The following is a 17,891-nucleotide window of genomic DNA, read 5'->3' as shown; positions in this document are numbered from 1 at the left end:
AGGCTCGGGCGCGATGGACAGCCAGCCCGCCTCCCAGGTCGCCTCCCGCTCCCGCACCCGCATCGCGCTCGTCTTCGGCGGTCGCTCCGGGGAGCACTCAATCTCCTGCGCGACCGCGGCGAGCGTGCTGCGCACGCTGGATCGGGAGCGGTATGACGTGCTGCCGGTCGGGATCACCCGCGCCGGCCGGTGGGTGCTGGTCGCGGACGACCCCGCGGCCCTGGAGATCCGCGACGGCCGGCTGCCCGAGGTCCCGGACACCGGACACCAGGTCATCGTCCCCCTCGGTGGCCTCGACCACGACTGGCAGAGCGTGGACCGGGACGGACGCGTCACCGACCTGGGGCAGGTCGACGTCGTCTTCCCGTTGCTGCACGGCCCGTTCGGCGAGGACGGCACGATCCAGGGGTTGCTGGAGCTGGCCGACCTGCGCTACGTCGGGTGCGGGGTGCTGTCGTCGGCGGCGATGATGGACAAGCACTTGATGAAGGTGGTCTTCGCCGAGGCCGGGCTGCTAGTCGGCCCCTACGCGGTCATCACCGACGTGCAGTGGCGGCGGGACCGCGCGGCGGCCCTCGATGCGGCCACCTCCTTGCAGTTCCCCGTCTTCGTCAAACCGGCCAGGGCCGGTTCCTCGGTCGGGGTCTACAAGGTGGACCGGCCCGAGGAGCTGGAGGTGGCCATCGACAAGGCCCGCGACCACGACCCCAAGGTGCTCGTCGAGCAGGGCATCGTAGGCCGGGAGATCGAGTGCGGGGTCCTGCAGGGGCGCGGGGCGGGATCGCCACGGGTCAGCGAGTGTGGGGAGATCACCGTGGCCGGCGGCCACGAGTTCTACGACTTCGAGGCCAAGTACCTCGACGAGGACAACGTCCGGATCACTGCCCCGGCCGACCTGCTCCAGGGCGTGCGGGAGGAGGTCCGGCGGGTGGCCGCAGTGGCCTTCGAGGCCGGCGGCTGCGAAGGCCTGGCCCGGGTCGACTGCTTCGTCACCGAGGACGGCTCGGTCCTCGTCAACGAGATCAACACCATGCCGGGGTTCACGCCGTTCTCGATGTACCCCCAGGCGTGGGCCGCCAGCGGGCTCACCTACCCCGAGCTGATCGACGAGCTCATCGGGCTCGCGCTGGAGCGTCCCCTCGGCCTGCGCTGACCTTCCCTCCGGCCCTGGGTGCTCGTCCCGGCGAGATCAGTCGCCTACCGCCGTGCACCGGCCCATGGTCTGCGGGACCTGCTCGGCCGCGGCGCCGAAGACGGGCAGCAGGAGCGGGGCCGACTCATGGGTGTCCGGCACCAGCACCTCGATGGCCGGGTCACGGCCGTAGGTGGTGAACATGGCCCCGTCGTCCAGCTCGGTGAGGACCCAGTCCACCCCGTTGACGTCCAGGCACTGCTCGGTGGTCGGCCCGGGCGGTTGCTTACCGCAACGCGCCACGATCGGGGGATCCCCCCAGGCAGCGACCCCCCGGCTCTGGACGGCGGTGACCCGCGGCTCGTGGGGCCCCACCGTGGTCGGCCAGTGGTCGGCGACGGCCAGGCAGGCGGGAGAGTCCGCAGCGTCGAACGGCACCGCACGAACCGCGCCGTCCCCGCACGCGCCAGCCAGCAGCGCTACGCCGGCGCAGAGGACCGCGACGAGAGCGGGTCGCCCGGCTCCTGGCGTGCGCCTCAGAGGTCGACGACCGTGCATGTGGTGGTGCGGGTGATGCGGGGGATGGCCTGCACCCGGGAGATGACCTCCTTGCCGAGCTCGCTGACGGTGGGGGCCTGGACGACCGCCACCACGTCGTAGGGGCCCGCGACCGTGTCAGCGGAGACCACCCCCGGGATCTCGCTCATGGCGTGGGTCACCTGCGCCGAGGACCCGACCTCGGTCTGCACCAGGATGTAGGCCTTGATCACGGTGTACTCCCTCTCGTCGGGTGGTTGGGGGGAGGTTACCGTGCTGCGGTGAGCCCACGACGATCACCCGGTATGCCGTCCCCCGGCCCGACCCTCGGCGAGGTGGGGGAGTCCGGGGTCCTGGAGCAGGTGTTCGCCGCACTGGAGGGCAGCCCGAGCGCCGGCGTCCAGGTGGGGCCCGGTGATGACACCGCACTGCTGAAGGTGCGGCGCGGTGCCCTGCTGGCGACCACCGACACCATGGTTCGCGGCCCGGACTGGCGGGACGACTGGTCCACCGCGTTCGACGTCGGGGTCAAGGCGGTCACCCAGAACCTGGCCGATCTGGCTGCCATGGGCGGGACCGGCACCGGCCTGTTGGTCACCCTCGTCGCCGAGCGGTCGCTGCCGCTGGCCTGGGCGCGCGAGCTCACCGAGGGGCTGGCCTGGGGCTGCACCCGCGCCGGGGTCCCGGTGCTCGGTGGGGACCTCAACGGCGCCGGGGACGAGGTGGTGATGGTGTCCATCACCGCGCTCGGGGAGCTGGGGGAGGACGTGCAGAAGCCGGTGCTGCGCTCGGGCGCTCGCGCGGGTGACGTCGTGGCCGTCTCCGGCCCCCTGGGCCGCTCAGCGGCCGGACTGGCGCTGCTGCTGGAGCACGGCGAGGACGCGGGGTCTGTGGCGCCCGGGGACCTCGTCGCCGAGCTGCTCGCCCACCACCTGCGACCGCTGACCGACTTGACGCAGGGGCCCGCGGCGGCCCGGTTGGGCGCCACCGCGATGATCGACGTTTCCGACGGTCTGGTCAGGGACGGCGACCGCGTCGCGCGCGCCAGCGGCGTGGTGTTGGAGCTGGCGAAAGAGGCGGTGGCGGCACTTGCCGACCGGCTCGCCCCTGCTGTGGGCGGCTCAGCGCTCGGCTGCGTCCTGGGCGGGGGAGAGGAGCACGAGCTGCTCGCTTGCTTCCCGGGGGAGCCACCGGCGGGGTGGACCGTGCTGGGCCGGGTCATTGACCTGCCCGCCGGCGGGGCGCCCGGTGTCGTCCTGGGTGGGTCTTGCCTGGACCCCCGCACCGGCGGGTGGGACCACTTCGGCGGCTGAGCGTGGGTCTGGGGTGTGGAGACGACGAAGCCGGCGTCACCCTGGTGGGTGCCGCCGGCTCGAGGTGCCGTGGTGGCTGGAGGTCAGCGAGTGACCTTCCCGGCCTTCAGGCAGGAGGTGCACACGTTGAGGCGCTTGGGGGTCGCGCCAACCATGGCGCGCACGCGCTGGATGTTGGGGTTCCACCGACGCTTGGTGCGGCGGTGCGAGTGAGAGATGCTGTGACCGAAGCTCGGTCGCTTGCCGCAGACGTCGCACGTGGAAGCCACGGTGTACTCCTACAGGTCGATGAAGTGGATGGGTTTCCGCCGGGGTCGGGCACCGCACGTAGGCGTGCGCCGAGCGCCAGGCAACCGGTCCAGAGTACCGGACACCGGGCACACCCCCAAATTCCCCGCGCCCACGCTCCACCTCTGGCACGCGGCCGCGGCCGGGACTGTGGACGTCAGGCCCGGTGCAGGAGCCTGGGACGTAAAGTCAGCCCTGTGCCCCGTCCCGTCCTTGACCTTGTCACCGCCCGCCGCTGGGCGATGACGGCGCGCCTGCTGCTGGGCGCGGCACGGGAGCGGATCGACGCGCTCAACGTCTTCCCCGTGGCTGACGGCGACACCGGCACCAATATGTACCTGACTATCGACGGCGCCCTGGACTACGTCCGTGGGCAGTTCGAGCTGGGGGCCGGCACCGACCGGCTCAAGGACGGTATGACGCTCATCTCGCGGGGGATGCTGCTGGCGGCCCGCGGCAACTCCGGGATCATCCTGTCGCAGCTGACCCGCGGCCTGGCCGAGGCCGTCGACCCCGACGTCGCGCACGCTGGTCCGGACGATGTGGCAGCCGCCTTCGAGGCGGCTGCCCGCACCGCCTGGGACGCTCTCGCCTCCCCCGTCGAGGGCACCATCCTCAGCGTGGCGCGAGCCGCTGCGGAAGGGGCCCGCGCCGCCGTCGAGCGCGGCCGTCCGGTGGACGGCGAGTCGCCGCTGGAGGTCGCCGACGTGGTCACCGAAGCCCTGGACGCCGCCCGGGAGGCCCTGGCGCGCACGCCGGAGCAACTGCCAGTGCTGGCCGCGTCCGGCGTCGTGGACGCCGGGGGTGCCGGGCTCGTCTTGGCCATCGAGGCGCTGGAGTCGGTCCTGCACGACCGGCCCCCGGGGGCCGGCCAGGAGGTCCCCGCGTGGTGGGCCCTGGCCCTGCAGGAGGCCGGTGGGCGGGTCGAGAGCCGGGCGCGAAGGGCCCCGGCCGGCGCCACCGGGAGCGACGAGGCTTGGGGTCAGGAGACCGGGGGCGACGGGACCGGGAGCGATGATCAATGCGCCGCCGCCAGCGGTGTCCACCACGGCGGTGAGCCGGACGGGGCGGTCGAGGTGATGTACCTGCTGACCGGGAGCGACCCCGAGCGCGCCGGACGGTTACGCACCAACCTGGCCCAGGTCGGCACCTCGGTGGTCGTGGCGGGGGGCCCAGAGGAGTTCCGCGTGCACGTCCACCTCGACGACCCCGCGGTCGCGGTGGAGGCGGGCAGCCTGGCCGGGTCGGTCACCAAGGTCGCCCTGACCTCCCTGCACGACGGCCACACCCAGCCGGGCGCGCAGACCGAGGACGCAGGCAGCGGTCTGGCGGTCATCGCCTGTGCCCTGGGCGACGGCGTCTGCGCGCTCTTCGCCAGTTCGGGTGCCATCGTCGTCTCCGGCGGTCCTCGCCGGCGAGCCTCCGCCGGACAGCTGCTCGCCGCCGTCCTGGCTAGCCGCGCGCCACGGGTCGTCGTGCTGCCCAACGACCCCGACACCGCCATGGTCGCCCTGGCCGCCGCCGACGAGGCCCGAATGCTCGGCGTCGAGGTCGACGTGGTGCCCACCCGGTCCCTCGTCGAGGGGATCGCGGCGATGGCCGTGCTGGACCCGGAAGGCGAGCCTGACTCTGTCGTGGAGGGGATGCGTGAGGCCGCCGCTGCCGTCCGCGCCGGCGCGCTGACCCGTGCCGAACGGGCTGCCCAGACTCCCGTCGGGCCATGCGCGCAGGGCCAGTGGCTGGGGATCTTGGGCCGGGAGCGCATCGTCGCGGTCGACGATGCCGTGCTGCCGGTTGCTCGCGCCCTGGTCGACCTGCTGTGGCGCGACGACGTCGAGGTGGTGACCGTGCTGCTCGGTGCCGCCGCCGATGACGACGCCAGCGCGGCTGTGGCCCAGGCGGTGCAGGACCGGACCGCCGCCCTGGGGGAGCGGGGGGAGCAGATCGAGGTGGTGACCTTGCGCGGGGACCAGCCCACCTACCCCGTCCTGCTCGGGGTCGAGTGATGGTCGACCTGCAGCCGGCCGGGGAAGCCGATCCCCGCGACCGCCCGCTGAAGCAGCTGGTCGGCAAGACCGCCGACGTGCTGAAGCGCACCCGGGGCCTGAGCACCGTGGGTGACCTGCTCGACTGGCTGCCCCGCACCTACCTCGACCCGGCCCGGCCCGAGGCCTTCGCAGGCCTGCCGCACGGCGAGGACGTCGTCATCGTCGGCACCGTGCGCTCCGCGCGCACCCACCAGATGCGCAACCGGCGTGGCCGCCGACTGGTCGTCGACGTCGAGGACGACACCGGCGCCACCCTCCAGCTGACCTTCTTCAAGCCCTATGGGCACGAGGACCGGCTGCGCCCCGGCGTCCGGGTGGTCTGCTCGGGACAGATCGGCGACTACCGGGGGACCCTGCAGCTGACCCACCCGGACTACGCCCCGATCCGGGACGAGGGGGACTCCGGGAAGTGGCTGCTGGGCGGGCTGGTGCCCGTGTACACGGCGACCAAAGGGCTCTCGCCCATCGTCCATGGGGACAGCCTGGACATTGTCCTGCATGCCCTGACCTGGCTGCCCGACCCCGTCCCTGCGCACGTCCGGGACCAGGTGGGGCTGCCCGGGTTGCTCGAGGCATACCAGCTGGTGCACCGCCCGGAGTCCGAGGCCGACCACCGCAGGGGCCGGTGGCGGCTGAAGTTCCAGGAGGCGTTCGTGGTGCAGGCGCAGCTGGCCCGGGCGCGGCGCTCCGCCGACGCGGTGCCGGCTACCCCCCGGGCGCCGCACCCGGGGGGTCTGGTGGACGCCTTGCGGGAGCGGCTGCCCTACACCCTCACTGCCGGCCAGGAAGAGGTGCTGGCCGACGTGCTCGCGGACCTAGGCCATAGCAGCCCTATGCACCGGCTGCTGCAGGGGGAGGTCGGCTCCGGCAAGACGGTGCTGGCGCTGCTGGCCATGCTCACGGTGGTCGACTCAGGTGGGCAGGCGGCGCTGTTGGCCCCCACGGAGGTGCTCGCGGCACAGCACCACCGCTCGATGCTGGAGCTGCTGGGCCCCATCGCCGAGGGCGGGATGCTCGGCGGGATGGAGGGCGGCACCCGGGTGGCCCTGCTCACCGGCAGCCAGGGCGCTGCCGAGCGCAAGGCCAACCTGCTGGCTGCCGCCTCCGGCGAGGCCGGGATCGTCGTCGGGACCCACGCCCTCATCCAGGACAAGGTTTCCTTCGCCGAGCTCGGCCTGGTCGTGGTGGACGAGCAGCACCGCTTCGGGGTCGAGCAGCGGGACGCGCTGCGGGCCAAGGCGGACGGCGGCGCGCCGCATGTGCTGGTGATGACGGCCACCCCCATCCCGCGGACCGTGGCGATGACGGTCTACGGCGACATGACGACCTCGACGCTGCGCGAGCTGCCGCGCGGCCGCCAGCCGATCACCAGCCATGTGGTCCCGGGGGACGCCCCGGCGTGGGTGGAACGGACCTGGAGGCGGGTCGCCGAGGAGGTCCAGGCGGGAGGTCAGGTGTATGTCGTCTGCCCCCGGATCGGGGAGCCCGACGACCCGGACCTCCCGGCCGCCCACGACCTGGGCCCCGGGGCACCGATCGCGGCCGCGAGCGCTTTGCCCGCGCCCGCAGCTGCAGCCGGCGCAGGGACCGACGCGGGAGTCGGCTCCAGCACGGCAGCCGGCGCCAGCGCGGCATCCACTGACGTGGGCTCGGACGCCCAGCTGCACGGCGTGCACCAGGTGGCCCGGTCGCTACGCTCGCTCGCGGTCACCCGCGACCTCGTCATCGCCGAGCTGCACGGGCGGATGGTCGCCGAGGACAAGGACGGCATCATGCGAGCCTTCGGCGAGGGCCGGATCGACGTGCTCGTCTCCACCACGGTCATCGAGGTCGGGGTGGACGTGCCCAACGCGACGATGATGATCGTGTTGGACGCAGACCGGTTCGGGATCTCCCAGCTGCACCAGCTGCGCGGCCGGGTGGGGCGGGGTGGCAAGCCGGGCCTGTGCCTGCTGGTCACCCAGGGCGAGGGGGTCGACCCCGCTACGCTGCAGCGGTTGCAGGCGGTCGCGGCGACGACCGACGGCTTCGAGCTGGCCCGGCTGGACCTGGAGACCCGTCGAGAGGGCGACGTGCTCGGCGCCAGCCAGAGCGGGGGCCGCAGCGGGCTGCGCTTGCTGCGGCTGGCCCGCGACGAGGAGCTCATCGTGCAGGCGCACGACCTGGCCTGGGCCACCGTGGGAGCCGACCCCGAGCTGGAGCGACACCCCGACCTGGCAGCCGAGCTGCAGCGCCTGGACGAGGAGCGCGCGGCCTTCCTGGAGCGGGGGTGAGCACGGCGTGACCCGCATCATCGCCGGCACCGCCGGCGGACGCACCATCCGGACGCCGCGCGGCCGGGACACCCGGCCGACCACCGACCGGGTCCGCGAGGCGCTCTTCTCCCGGGTCGAGGCGCTGCTGGACCTGGACGGCGCACGGGTGCTGGACCTCTATGCCGGGTCCGGGGCGCTAGGTCTGGAGGCGCTGTCCCGGGGCGCTCAGGCCCTGCTGGCGGTCGAGCGACACCGGCCCACCGCCCGGCTGGTGGAGCAGAACGCCGACCTGCTCGGCTTCGCCGGGCAGGTCGGGGTCCACGCAGGCGGTGTCGAGCGGCTGCTGGCCTTGGGACCCGACGGTGCCGTCTACGACCTCGTGCTGGCCGACCCGCCCTACCCGCTGGGGGAGGAGGAGCTGACCCGGACCCTGCAGGCCCTCGTGCTGCACGGGTGGCTGGCCCCCGATGCGCTGATCGTCGTCGAGCGCAGCTCGCGCTCGCCGCGACCCACCTGGCCGCCGGGCCTGGAGCACCTCGACACGCGCGCCTACGGCGAGGCGGCCCTGCACCTCGCCGAACCGATCGCCCCTGGTGACGGCGCCGCCGGCTGACCGTCGACCTGGCCGCGCGCCGGCGTGGCCGCAATGGCAGGATCACCGGCGTGACTGCATACCCCATCCCTCGGCCCGTGTCCGGTGACGTCGTCGACCTCATCCTGGATGACCACCGCCTGTTCGAGACGCTGATGCGCGAGCTGCGCGACAGCACCGCCGACCGGGACGCTGCCCGTTCGGCGCTGGCCGCCGTCATCGTCGCGCACGGCGAGGCCGAGGAGCAGCAGGTCTACCCGCGGCTGCGTCGCAAGGACGCCATCGACGCCGAGGAGGCCGAGCACGGCGAGGAGGAGCACGCCGAGATCAACGAGGCGCTGCTGACCCTCCTGGAGTGCAAGGGCACCGGCACCCAGAAGTTCGACGACGCCGTCGAGGCGCTGAACGAGGTCCTCCAGCACCACATCACCGAGGAGGAGCTGAGCATTCTCAACCCCGCCCGCGAGGAGGTCTCCGAGCAGGACCGGCGCGACCTGGGCGCGATCTTCCTGGAGATCCGCGGCAAGCACCTGGACGCCGGCGTGACCGTGGAGACGGTGCGCGCGCTGGTCGGCGAGGCCCACCGGGAAGGGGTCCTCCCCGCCGACGCGGGTGAGTGAGGCCAGCACAGCCGGGCCGACAGTGAGCTCAGGCCGTTAGGGTCCGGGTATGACGCCCACCCGCCGCTGCGTGTGCCCCGGCTCCTTCGACCCGGTGACCCACGGACACCTGGACATCATCGCCCGCGCCACTACCCTCTTCGAGGAGGTCGTGGTCGCGATCCTGCACAACCCGGCCAAACGGGGGACCTTCGAGGTGCCCCGGCGGGTGGCGATGGTGCAGCAGGCGCTGCCGCAGGAGCTGGCCGACCGGGTGCGGGTCGAGTCCTTCGGCGGGCAGCTGCTCGTCGACGTCTGCCGCCAGGTGGACGCCGGGGCGATCGTCAAGGGCCTGCGGGGCGGGACCGACTTTGCCTACGAGCTGCCGATGGCGCTGATGAACAAGCACCTCACCGGCGTGGAGACCGTTTTCCTGGCCGGCGACCCGTCCCTGGAGCACGTCTCGAGCTCGCTGGTCAAGGAGGTCCACCAGTACGGCGGGGACGTCTCCGCGCTGGTGCCGGCCGAAGTGCTGGCGGCGCTCGATGAGCTGGGCTGACGCCGTTCGGTGTGATTTGAGCAGGAGCCTGCCGCTCCGGTAGTCTGGTGTGTCGGTTTGTGTTCCCCTACGGCGTCATCCGCGGACGAGGGTCGCACCGCCGCCACCACTACACACGATCACGCTGGACGAGGACTACATCATGGCTGCGCAGCAGACGGAGCAGGGCTGGGTGTTCGACACCCGCGACCTGGTCCGCCGGCCCGGCACCATGCTCGAGTTCTCGCGCCGCGTGGACGTGTCGGAGCCCCTGGGCACCGACGTCATCGCCGTCCCGGCCGGCCAACAGGTCGCCCTGGAGCTGCGGATGGAGTCGGTCGTTGAAGGGGTGCTGGCGACGGGGTCGGCCCAGGCCACGGCGGTCGGGGAATGCGTGCGGTGCCTGGAGCCGATCGAGCAGCAGCTCGACGTGGCCTTTCAGGAGCTGTTCGCTTATCCGGATCGCGCCGCCCACCACCAGAAGGTGGCCGGCAAGGACCAGGAGGACATGGACGAGGAGGAGCGCGAGCTCGACGATGACCAGATGGATCTCGAGGAGACCATCCGGGACGCCGTCGTCACCTCGTTGCCCTTCCAGCCGGTGTGCCGGGAAGACTGTCCGGGCCTGTGCTCAGAGTGTGGAGCTAGGCTCGCGGACGACCCGGAGCACCACCATGACGTGATCGACCCCCGGTGGGCGGCACTGGCCGAGCTGGCCAGCCCGTCCGACGACGACGACGAGAAGAGGATCTGACGTGGCCGTTCCCAAGCGGAAGATGTCCCGCAGCAACACCCGGCACCGCCGCTCGCAGTGGAAGGCCGCGCCCATCACGCTGTCGACCTGCCCCCAGTGCCAGGCCGTGCGCACCCCGCACCAGGCCTGCCCCTCCTGCGGCTCCTACAACGGCCGGCACTACGGTGCCGCCGAGCGCACCGAGCACCAGGGCTGAGCAGTCCCCGCTGACGCATGCGCCCCGTCGCCGAGCTCAACGACCGTCTGCAGACGATCGTGGGTCAACGGTGTGACGCGGCGCTGCTTCTGCGTGCCCTGACGCACCGCTCGTACTCCTATGAGAACGGCGGCCAACCGCACAACGAGCGCCTCGAGTTCCTCGGAGACTCCGTCCTGGGGGTGGTCGTCACCGACACGCTCTACCGGGACAACCCGGACCTGCCCGAGGGGCAGCTGGCCAAGCTGCGCGCCGCCGTCGTCAACTCCCGGGCCCTCGCCGAGGTCGCCCAGGTCCTCGACCTGGGCGACTACGTGCTGCTCGGCAAAGGGGAGGAGGCCACCGGCGGACGAGGCAAGGCATCGATCCTGGCCGACTGCGTCGAAGCCGTCATCGGCTGCGTCTATCTCTCGGCCGGGGTGGGTCCCGCCGCCGACCTCGTGCACCACCTGCTGGACCCGCTCCTGCGCCGCAGTGCCAGCCTGGGCGCCGCGCTGGACTGGAAGACCTCCCTGCAGGAGGTCACCTCGGCGGGGGAGATGGGCCCGCCGGAGTATCGGGTCGAGCACGAGGGCCCTGACCACGACAAGACCTTCACCGCACGGGCGATCGTCAACGGAGAGGTCGTCGGCACCGGGACCGGCCGCTCGAAGAAGCGTGCCGAGCAGGAGGCCGCCGAGGCCGGCTGGCGTCTGCTGACCGCGCGGGCCGCCAAGGTCGTCGACGCGGAGCCCGCCACCCGTGCCTGACCCAGCCGTGCCCGAGTCGAGCCGTGCCTGAGCTGCCTGAGGTCGAGGTCGTCCGCCGCGGCCTGGCCGACCACGTCGTGGGACGCACCATCACCCAGGCCCTGCTCACCGGCGAGCGGGTCGCGCGCCGCCACGAAGCAGGGCCGGCGGACCTGATGGCCCGAGTCGAGGGGGCCACCGTCCTCGCGGTCGACCGCCGCGGCAAGTACCTCTGGCTCGTCCTGGACCCGCCGGATGACGACCCGCACGCCCTCGTCGTCCACCTCGGGATGAGCGGGCAGCTGCTCGTCCAGGACGCGGACGCGCCCCGCGAGAAGCACCTGCACGCCTGCTTCGACTTCGCCGACGACGGACCCCAGCTGCGGTTCGTGGACCAACGCACCTTCGGTGGTCTGGCGCTCACACCCTTGCACGAGGACCGGTATGGGGTGCCGCTGGCCGCGCAGGACGACCCCGCGGGGCACCTGCACGGCATACCGGAGCCGGTGCTGCACATCGCCCCGGACCCGCTGGAGCCCGCTTTCGACGCCGCGGGCGTCGCGCGCCGGATGAAGGCCAAGGGCGTCGCGATCAAGCGGCTCCTGCTGGACCAGACGGTGGTCAGCGGTATCGGCAACATCTACGCCGACGAGGCGCTGTGGCGGGCGCAGGTGCACGGGCTGCGGCCGGCCTCGGCGCTGACCAAGCCGGCTCTAGGTCGGCTGCTGGGCCACGCGAGCGAGGTGATGACCGAGGCGCTTGGCCAGGGCGGGACCAGCTTCGACGCCCTCTACGTCAACGTCAACGGGGCCAGCGGCTACTTCGACCGGGCCCTGGCCGTCTACGGGCAGGACGGGCTGCCCTGCCCCCGATGCGGGTCCACAGTGCGGCGCGAGCAGTTCATGAACCGCTCCTCCCACTTCTGTCCCCGCTGTCAGGTGCGCCCGCGCGGGTCCTCCCCGTCGGGGTCCTCAGTGTCCCCTGTGTCCCCTGTGTCCTCGAGGTCTTCGACCCGGCGACCCTGATCCTTGACCTGGGACTCGCGCTCGGCCGCGGCCTGCTCCAGGCGCCTGCGCTGCAGTGCGCCTGCCTCCCTGAAGAGGGTGATCGCGTGGGGGACCCGGTCCATCAGGTAGACCGGGGTCCAGCGGCGAGGCGGTTGTCGTTCACCCAACGGCGTGGCCAGGTGGCCCAGCACCATCAGGGCCACCAGGGCCCCGAGCAGGAAGACCAGCAGTTGGGTCATGGACCTAGCCTGCCCCACCCCATCGCTCAGGTGTGCAGCGGCTCGGGCTCCTGCGGGTAGCGCACGCCAAGCTCGCGGCGGGCCGACTCCAGGATCGTCATGATCGCCACCGTGTCCGCGTGCGGGACGAGGGGCGACTGCAGCAGACCTTCGCGCAGGCACCGGTGGACCTCCTCGACCTCGTGCACGAAGCCGCGCCGGTCACCGGTGACGTGCTCACCCTCCTCCGCGTCCGGGCCGCGGTGGACGGTGAAGGACTCCGGCTGGGTGACCGGGCCGTGCACCTCGATCCAGCCCTCGGTGCCGCGGACCACCGTGCGGGAGGAGCCGTGGCTCTGGGAGTCGCAGATGACCTGGGCCACGGCGCCGTCGGCGTTCATCCACTGCAGGGCGGCCTGTGCGTCGACCCCGGTCGGGACGGTCGCGCCGAGCACCTGGACGTCGGTGGGGTGGCCGAGCAGCAGGTGGGCCAGCGCGACCGGGTAGACCCCCAGGTCGAGCAGGGCCCCGCCCCCGTTCTCGAGGTCGAAGATGCGGTGCGCGGCGTCATACTCGAACGGCACGGTGAAGGCTGCGTGGAAGCTGCGCACCCTGCCGATCTGTCCCTCCCGCACCCGGTCGGCCAGGTCGAGCACCAAGGGCTGACACCGGGTCCACATGGCCTCCATCGCGAACAACCCCCTGGTCCGGGCGGTCTCCACGATGCGCTCGGCGTCCGCGACCGTCAGCGCGATGGGCTTCTCCACCAGCACGTGCTTGCCCGACTCCAGGCAACGCACCGCCTGGTCGGCGTGGTGGGGGTTGGTCGAGGAGATGTAGACGACGTCCACGTCGGGGTCGGTGCACAGCTCCTCGTAGCCGCCGTAGGACAACGGGATGTCGTGGGCCCGGGCGAACTCGGCGGCACGCACGGCATCCCGGGCGGCGACCGCGACCAGCTGACCGCCCTCGGTCTCGCGCACGGCCTGCGCCAGCGCGTGGGCGATCTTCCCGGCGGCCAGGAGCCCCCAGCGGATCGGACGGTCGGTGATCGGCGGGTACGCACTCTTCTCGGTCACGGCCCCACCGTAGTGTGCGGGTATGGAGCGTGCGCTGATCTTCGTCCGAGGGCGGGTCCAGGGGGTCGGCTTCCGCTGGTGGACCCGGGCCCGGGCCCTGGAGCTGGGCCTGGTCGGGCACGCCCGCAACCTGCCCGACGGCCGGGTCGAGGTCAACGCGCAGGGGGACCGGGCGGCGCTGGACGCGCTGATCGGACTGCTGGAGGGGGACCCGTCGACCAGCTCGCGGCCCGGGCGGGTCGACGGCATCACCACCCAGTGGCATGCGCCCCGGGAGGGGCTGACCGGCTTCGTCGAGCGCTGAGGGCCACCGTGCTGCCTCCGCTCCCAGGCGGGAGGGCGCGGGTATCGTGACCGCAACCAGCGCCCGCGAGAAGAGAAGCCAGCCAGAGAAAATGTCGTGTACGTCAAGAGCCTGACCCTGAAGGGGTTCAAGTCGTTCGCCTCGTCGACGACGCTGCGCCTGGAGCCGGGCATCACCTGCATCGTGGGCCCCAACGGCTCGGGCAAGTCCAACGTCGTGGACGCGCTGGCCTGGGTAATGGGGGAGCAGGGGGCCAAGAGCCTGCGCGGGGGGAAGATGGAGGACGTCATCTTCGCCGGTACCTCCGGCCGGGCGCCGCTGGGCCGGGCCGAGGTCTCGATGACGATCGACAACACCGATGGGGCGCTGCCGATCGACTACTCCGAGGTGACGATCACCCGGACCATGTTCCGCTCCGGCGGCAGCGAGTACGCGATCAACGGCACCGCCTGCCGACTGCTCGACGTCCAGGAGCTGCTGTCCGACAGCGGCATCGGCCGCGAAATGCACGTCATCGTCGGTCAGGGCCAGCTGGACCAGGTGCTACGGGCGACCCCGGAGGAGCGGCGCGGTTTCATCGAGGAGGCCGCCGGTGTCCTCAAGCACCGCAAGCGCAAGGAGCGGGCCCTGCGCAAGCTGGAGACGATGGAGGGCAACCTCACCCGGCTCACCGACCTGACCGCCGAGATCCGCCGCCAGCTGGGTCCCCTGGGGCGACAAGCCGAGACGGCCCGACGCGCCGCCACCATCCAGGGGGAGGTCCGCGACGCCCGCCTGCGCATCCTCGCCGACGACCTGGTCCAGCTGACCAGTGCGCTGGCGCAGGAGATGGCCGACGAGCGGGCCCTCATCGAGCGTCGCGCCCGGGTGCAGGCCGCGGTCCAGGCCGCCGAGGCCCAGGTCGCCGAGCTGGAGGACGAACGGGCCCGGTCAGCCCCCGCGCTGCAGGTCGCGCAGGACCATTGGTACTCCCTGTCCTCGCTCCTGGAGCGGCTGCGCGCGCTGCGCGACCTGTCCGCCGAACGGGTGCGCCTGCTGGGTGCCGAGGAGGAGGACCTGCGCGCCGAGGCGGTCGGGCGCCCCGGCGGACGCGACCCCGAGCAGCTGCTTGCTCAGGCGGAGAAGGTCCGCGAAGAGGAGAACGCCCTGCTGGCCAAGGTCGCCGAGCTCGCGGTCGCCCTGGAGGAGGCCGAGGGTCTGCGTCGCCAGGCCGAAGCTGCGCACGCCAAGGAGCAGGCCCGGCTCCAGCGTCTCGCCCGCGCGGCGGCGGACCGTCGCGAGGGGCTGGCCCGGCTCGCCGGTCAGGTCGCAGCCCGCCGCTCCCGGATCGAGGCCGGCGAGGGCGAGATCGCCCGGCTGCAGGCGACGGCCGCCGCCGTCCAGGAGCGAGCGGTCACCGCCGAGCAGGAGTTCGCCGCGCTGGAGGGCACCGTCCTGGACGTGGAGGAGGGCGAGGAGGGACTGGACGCCCGCTATGAGGCCGCCGAGGAGAAGCGGGAGAGCGCCGAGGCCGAGGTGCAGCGCTGGCAGAGCGACCTGCGCGAGGCGCAGGGTGAGCAGGGCGCCCTGCAGGCCCGGGTCGAGGCGCTCGCGCTGTCCCTGCGGCGCACCGACGGCGCCAGCGCGTTGCTTGACGCCGACCGGTCTGCGGTGAGCGGCATCCGGGGCACCGTCACCAGCGAGCTGACCGTGGAGCCGGGCCGTGAGGCGGCGATCGCCGCTGCACTCGGCTGGGCCGGGGAGGCCCTTGTCGTCGAAGGTCTGGAGCCGGCGCAGCAGGCGCTGGGCTGGCTGCGTGAGCAGGACCAGGGGCGGGCGGGGATGCTGGTGGCCGAGCTAGCCGACGGGGCGCAAGAGACGCCCCGGGCCGAATGGCCCGACCTACCTGGGTATGCCGTGTGGGCCGCCGATGTCGTCACTGCCCCCGACCCGGCCCTGACCAGGGCCGTGCACGGGCTGTTGGACCGGGTCGCGCTGGTCCCGGGCGGGCAGGACGCGGCCGTCCTGGTGCGCTCCACACCGGGGGTCACCGTCGTGACTGACCAGGGCGACGTCTACGGTCCGGGCTGGGTGCACGGCGGCTCGGCCGCGGCCCCCAGCCTGCTGGAGCTGCAGTCTGCCTTCGACGAGGCGCAGGAGGGGGTCCAGGCCGCGGAGCGGCGGGCGCAGGCGGCGACCTTCTCCCTCGCCGGGGCCCGGGAGGCCCTGCAGGAGGCCGCCGCCGAGGCGGAGGCCGCCCTGGACGACCTGCACGACTCCGACGCCCGGATGACCGCGGTCGCCGAGCAGCTCTCCCAGCTTGGACAGGCCACGCGCGTGGCGCGGGCCGAGCACGAGCGGACCACCGCCGCGATCACCACGGCCGAGCAGAGCCTGGCCACCACCAGGGCCGAGCTCGCCGAGCTGGAGCAGCGGCTGGCTGATGCCGAGGTGCTGGCCAGCCAGGAGGGCACCGAGGACCCCGACACCTCCGAGCGGGAACGGCTGGCGGAGTCGGCCGCGCGGGCGCGCACGGCCGAGACCGAGGCGCGGCTGGCCCTGCGGACCCAGGAGGAGCGGGCCAAGGCCCTCGCCGGACGGGCCGACACCCTGGAGTCCGCCGCCCGCAACGAGCTCGCCGCCCGCCAGCGCGCGGCCCAGCGCCGGGCCCGACGGGCCCACGAGCGGGCCACAGCCGAGGCCGTGAGCCGGGGCGCGGTCTACGTGCTGGGGCTCACTGAGCAGGCGCTAGCCGCCGCGACCACCGCCCGGCAGCAGGCGCAGACGGAGCAGACCCAGCTCGACCAGGCCCTGGCGGTGGCGCGCAGCCGGGCCCGCAACCTCGCCGACGAACTGCGCGACCTCACCGACTCGGTGCACGCCGACGAGATCGCCCGGGCCGAGCACCGGCTCCGCATCGAGGCGCTCGAGGCGCGGTCTCTGGAGGAGCTGGGCGTCGACCCCGAGACCCTCGTGGAGGAGTACGGCCCACAGCTGCCCGTGCCGCACGTCCCCGGCCCCGACGAGGACCCGGACGCTGAGGACTTCCCCGAGCCGCGGCCCTTCGTCCGCGAGGAGCAGGACAAACGGCTGCGGCGGGCCGAGCGGGCCCTGGCCCAGCTGGGCCGGGTGAACCCGCTGGCCCTGGAGGAGTTCGCCGCTCTGGAGGAACGCCATACCTTCCTCACCGAGCAGGTGGAGGACCTGCGGCGCAGCAAGGCCGACCTGCTGGAGATCGTCAAGGAGGTTGACGAGCGGGTGGAGCGGGTCTTCACCGAGGCCTTCCACGACACGGCGGCGCAGTTCGAGCGGGTCTTCTCCCGGCTCTTCCCCGGAGGCGAGGGGCGGATCATCCTCACCGACCCCAGCAACATGCTCACGACCGGCATCGAGGTCGAGGCCCGGCCGCCGGGCAAGAAGATCAAGCGGCTCTCGTTGCTCTCCGGCGGGGAACGGTCGCTGACGGCGGTCGCCCTGCTGGTGGCCATCTTCAAGGCCCGGCCCAGCCCGTTCTACATCATGGACGAGGTCGAGGCGGCGCTCGATGACACCAACCTGGGCCGGCTGATCACTCTGTTTGAGGAGCTGCGCGACTCCTCCCAGCTGATCGTCATCACCCACCAGAAGCGGACTATGGAGATCGCCGACGCGCTGTACGGCGTGTCCATGCAGGGGGACGGCGTCACCACCCTCGTCAGCCAGCGGGTGCGCGACGTCGCGCCGAAGGGTGGTCGTCCGCAGACGGACCAGGAGCACACGAAGGAGCCAGCCTGATGCAGGTCTACGGCGGCGGGGAGTTCCCGGCCTACATCATCGACGAGGAGACCCTGCGTGAGGAGCTCCTCTCGGAGGAGGACACCCAGGAGTGGCTGGAGGAGACGCCGGAGGACCCGCACGCGGTGTCGTTCTGGCGGATGCTCGGCGAGCTGGACCGGGCGCTCACGGTCGGTGAGGCCGCCCTGGCCGACCAGGAGCCGATGGCCCCCGGGTGGGCGGCCGCAGCCGTCCGGCTCGCCCACGTCCACCACTGGCGCACGGAGTATGCCGAGGCGCACGAGCTGCTGACGGCCGCGGAGGAGGTCTTCGCCCGGTCGGGGGATGACGGGGGCCCCGATCTGCGCATGCTGGCCTTCGTGCGACAGCACCGGGCCAAGGCGCTCTTCGACGAGGGGCGCCTGGCGCAAGCCGAGGAGCAGGCCGTGGCAGCGCTGCGCCTGCGCCAGGAGCTGGGGGAGCCCGAGGGAGTTTTGGCGTCGAGTCAGCAGACCGTGGCCCGGATCCGCCGGGCACGGGACCGCCCGGCCACCGGGGGGTAGAACCGCGC

Annotated in this window: 19 protein-coding genes; 14 read left to right on the top strand and 5 right to left on the bottom strand. The window is 72.9% G+C overall.

The window, feature by feature from the left end:
* Positions 1-13: 13 nt before the first annotated feature.
* A complete protein-coding gene (locus FY030_RS10030; RefSeq protein WP_158061384.1) occupies positions 14-1,153 on the top strand; it encodes a D-alanine--D-alanine ligase family protein in 1,140 nt (379 codons plus the stop codon).
* Between the two features lie 36 nt (positions 1,154-1,189).
* Here FY030_RS10030 and FY030_RS10025 read toward each other — a convergent pair whose 3' ends face one another.
* A complete protein-coding gene (locus FY030_RS10025; RefSeq protein WP_158061383.1) occupies positions 1,190-1,690 on the bottom strand; it encodes a DUF3515 family protein in 501 nt (166 codons plus the stop codon).
* The gene (locus tag FY030_RS10020) at positions 1,669-1,902 is read right to left on the bottom strand and encodes an Lrp/AsnC ligand binding domain-containing protein (protein WP_158061382.1); all 234 of its coding nucleotides are present in this window, start codon (positions 1,900-1,902) and stop codon (positions 1,669-1,671) included. Before FY030_RS10020 ends, FY030_RS10025 begins: the two co-directional genes overlap by 22 nt.
* Before the next feature lie 48 nt (positions 1,903-1,950).
* Here FY030_RS10020 and thiL point away from each other — a divergent pair, with 48 nt between their 5' ends.
* Positions 1,951-2,982, top strand: a complete 1,032-nt coding sequence (gene thiL, locus FY030_RS10015; RefSeq protein ID WP_238348225.1) for a thiamine-phosphate kinase — start codon at positions 1,951-1,953, stop codon at positions 2,980-2,982.
* A gap of 83 nt (positions 2,983-3,065) precedes the next feature.
* Here the strand turns inward: thiL and rpmB are convergent, their stop codons facing one another.
* Positions 3,066-3,251, bottom strand: a complete 186-nt coding sequence (gene rpmB / locus FY030_RS10010) for a 50S ribosomal protein L28 (RefSeq protein ID WP_158061381.1) — start codon at positions 3,249-3,251, stop codon at positions 3,066-3,068.
* Between the two features lie 216 nt (positions 3,252-3,467).
* On the opposite strand from rpmB, the gene FY030_RS10005 reads away from it, so the two are divergent.
* The 9 genes from FY030_RS10005 to mutM all read left to right on the top strand — a co-directional run bounded on the left by FY030_RS10005 (position 3,468) and on the right by mutM (position 12,005).
* On the top strand, positions 3,468-5,276 hold the full coding sequence (locus tag FY030_RS10005) for a DAK2 domain-containing protein (protein WP_158061380.1): 1,809 nt from the start codon (positions 3,468-3,470) through the stop codon (positions 5,274-5,276).
* On the top strand, positions 5,276-7,591 hold the full coding sequence (locus tag FY030_RS10000) for an ATP-dependent DNA helicase RecG (RefSeq protein WP_158061379.1): 2,316 nt from the start codon (positions 5,276-5,278) through the stop codon (positions 7,589-7,591). Before FY030_RS10005 ends, FY030_RS10000 begins: the two co-directional genes overlap by 1 nt.
* A 7-nt stretch (positions 7,592-7,598) precedes the next feature.
* The gene (gene rsmD / locus FY030_RS09995; protein ID WP_158061378.1) at positions 7,599-8,186 is read left to right on the top strand and encodes a 16S rRNA (guanine(966)-N(2))-methyltransferase RsmD; all 588 of its coding nucleotides are present in this window, start codon (positions 7,599-7,601) and stop codon (positions 8,184-8,186) included.
* Between the two features lie 50 nt (positions 8,187-8,236).
* A complete protein-coding gene (locus FY030_RS09990; RefSeq protein ID WP_158061377.1) occupies positions 8,237-8,785 on the top strand; it encodes a hemerythrin domain-containing protein in 549 nt (182 codons plus the stop codon).
* Positions 8,786-8,834: 49 nt separating this feature from the next.
* A complete protein-coding gene (gene coaD, locus FY030_RS09985) occupies positions 8,835-9,323 on the top strand; it encodes a pantetheine-phosphate adenylyltransferase (protein WP_158061376.1) in 489 nt (162 codons plus the stop codon).
* A gap of 142 nt (positions 9,324-9,465) precedes the next feature.
* Complete coding sequence (locus FY030_RS09980; protein ID WP_192498561.1) at positions 9,466-10,056, top strand: YceD family protein; 591 nt, start codon at positions 9,466-9,468, stop codon at positions 10,054-10,056.
* A 1-nt stretch (position 10,057) separates the two neighbouring features.
* Positions 10,058-10,252 carry a 50S ribosomal protein L32 gene (rpmF, locus tag FY030_RS09975; protein WP_131105217.1) on the top strand — a complete coding sequence of 65 codons (195 nt, stop codon included), beginning with the start codon at positions 10,058-10,060 and terminating at the stop codon, positions 10,250-10,252.
* Positions 10,253-10,269: 17 nt separating this feature from the next.
* On the top strand, positions 10,270-11,001 hold the full coding sequence (rnc, locus tag FY030_RS09970) for a ribonuclease III (RefSeq protein ID WP_158061375.1): 732 nt from the start codon (positions 10,270-10,272) through the stop codon (positions 10,999-11,001).
* 23 nt (positions 11,002-11,024) lie between these two features.
* Positions 11,025-12,005 carry a bifunctional DNA-formamidopyrimidine glycosylase/DNA-(apurinic or apyrimidinic site) lyase gene (gene mutM / locus FY030_RS09965; protein WP_158061374.1) on the top strand — a complete coding sequence of 327 codons (981 nt, stop codon included), beginning with the start codon at positions 11,025-11,027 and terminating at the stop codon, positions 12,003-12,005.
* Here mutM and FY030_RS09960 read toward each other — a convergent pair.
* Together FY030_RS09960 and FY030_RS09955 are read right to left on the bottom strand one after the other, a co-directional pair.
* The gene (locus FY030_RS09960; protein ID WP_158061373.1) at positions 11,915-12,226 is read right to left on the bottom strand and encodes a hypothetical protein; all 312 of its coding nucleotides are present in this window, start codon (positions 12,224-12,226) and stop codon (positions 11,915-11,917) included. The genes mutM and FY030_RS09960 overlap by 91 nt on opposite strands.
* 26 nt (positions 12,227-12,252) lie before the next feature.
* The gene (locus tag FY030_RS09955) at positions 12,253-13,284 is read right to left on the bottom strand and encodes a Gfo/Idh/MocA family protein (protein WP_192498560.1); all 1,032 of its coding nucleotides are present in this window, start codon (positions 13,282-13,284) and stop codon (positions 12,253-12,255) included.
* Between the two features lie 22 nt (positions 13,285-13,306).
* Between FY030_RS09955 and FY030_RS09950 the strand changes: the two genes are divergently transcribed.
* The 3 genes from FY030_RS09950 (at position 13,307) to FY030_RS09940 (ending at position 17,883) form a co-directional block, all read left to right on the top strand.
* Complete coding sequence (locus FY030_RS09950) at positions 13,307-13,588, top strand: acylphosphatase (protein ID WP_158061371.1); 282 nt, start codon at positions 13,307-13,309, stop codon at positions 13,586-13,588.
* A 96-nt stretch (positions 13,589-13,684) separates the two neighbouring features.
* Complete coding sequence (gene smc / locus FY030_RS09945; RefSeq protein WP_158061370.1) at positions 13,685-17,341, top strand: chromosome segregation protein SMC; 3,657 nt, start codon at positions 13,685-13,687, stop codon at positions 17,339-17,341.
* Positions 17,341-17,883: a hypothetical protein gene (locus tag FY030_RS09940; protein WP_158061369.1), complete on the top strand. Its 543-nt coding sequence runs from the start codon at positions 17,341-17,343 to the stop codon at positions 17,881-17,883. The genes smc and FY030_RS09940 overlap by 1 nt, the downstream gene beginning before the upstream one ends.
* Positions 17,884-17,891 lie beyond the last annotated feature (8 nt).

The sequence above is a fragment of the Ornithinimicrobium pratense genome, from assembly GCF_008843165.1.
In the GTDB taxonomy this organism is placed as follows: domain Bacteria; phylum Actinomycetota; class Actinomycetes; order Actinomycetales; family Dermatophilaceae; genus Ornithinicoccus; species Ornithinicoccus pratensis.
Note: the sequence above shows the minus strand (reverse complement) of the source record. Positions and strands in the feature narration are given on the sequence as shown.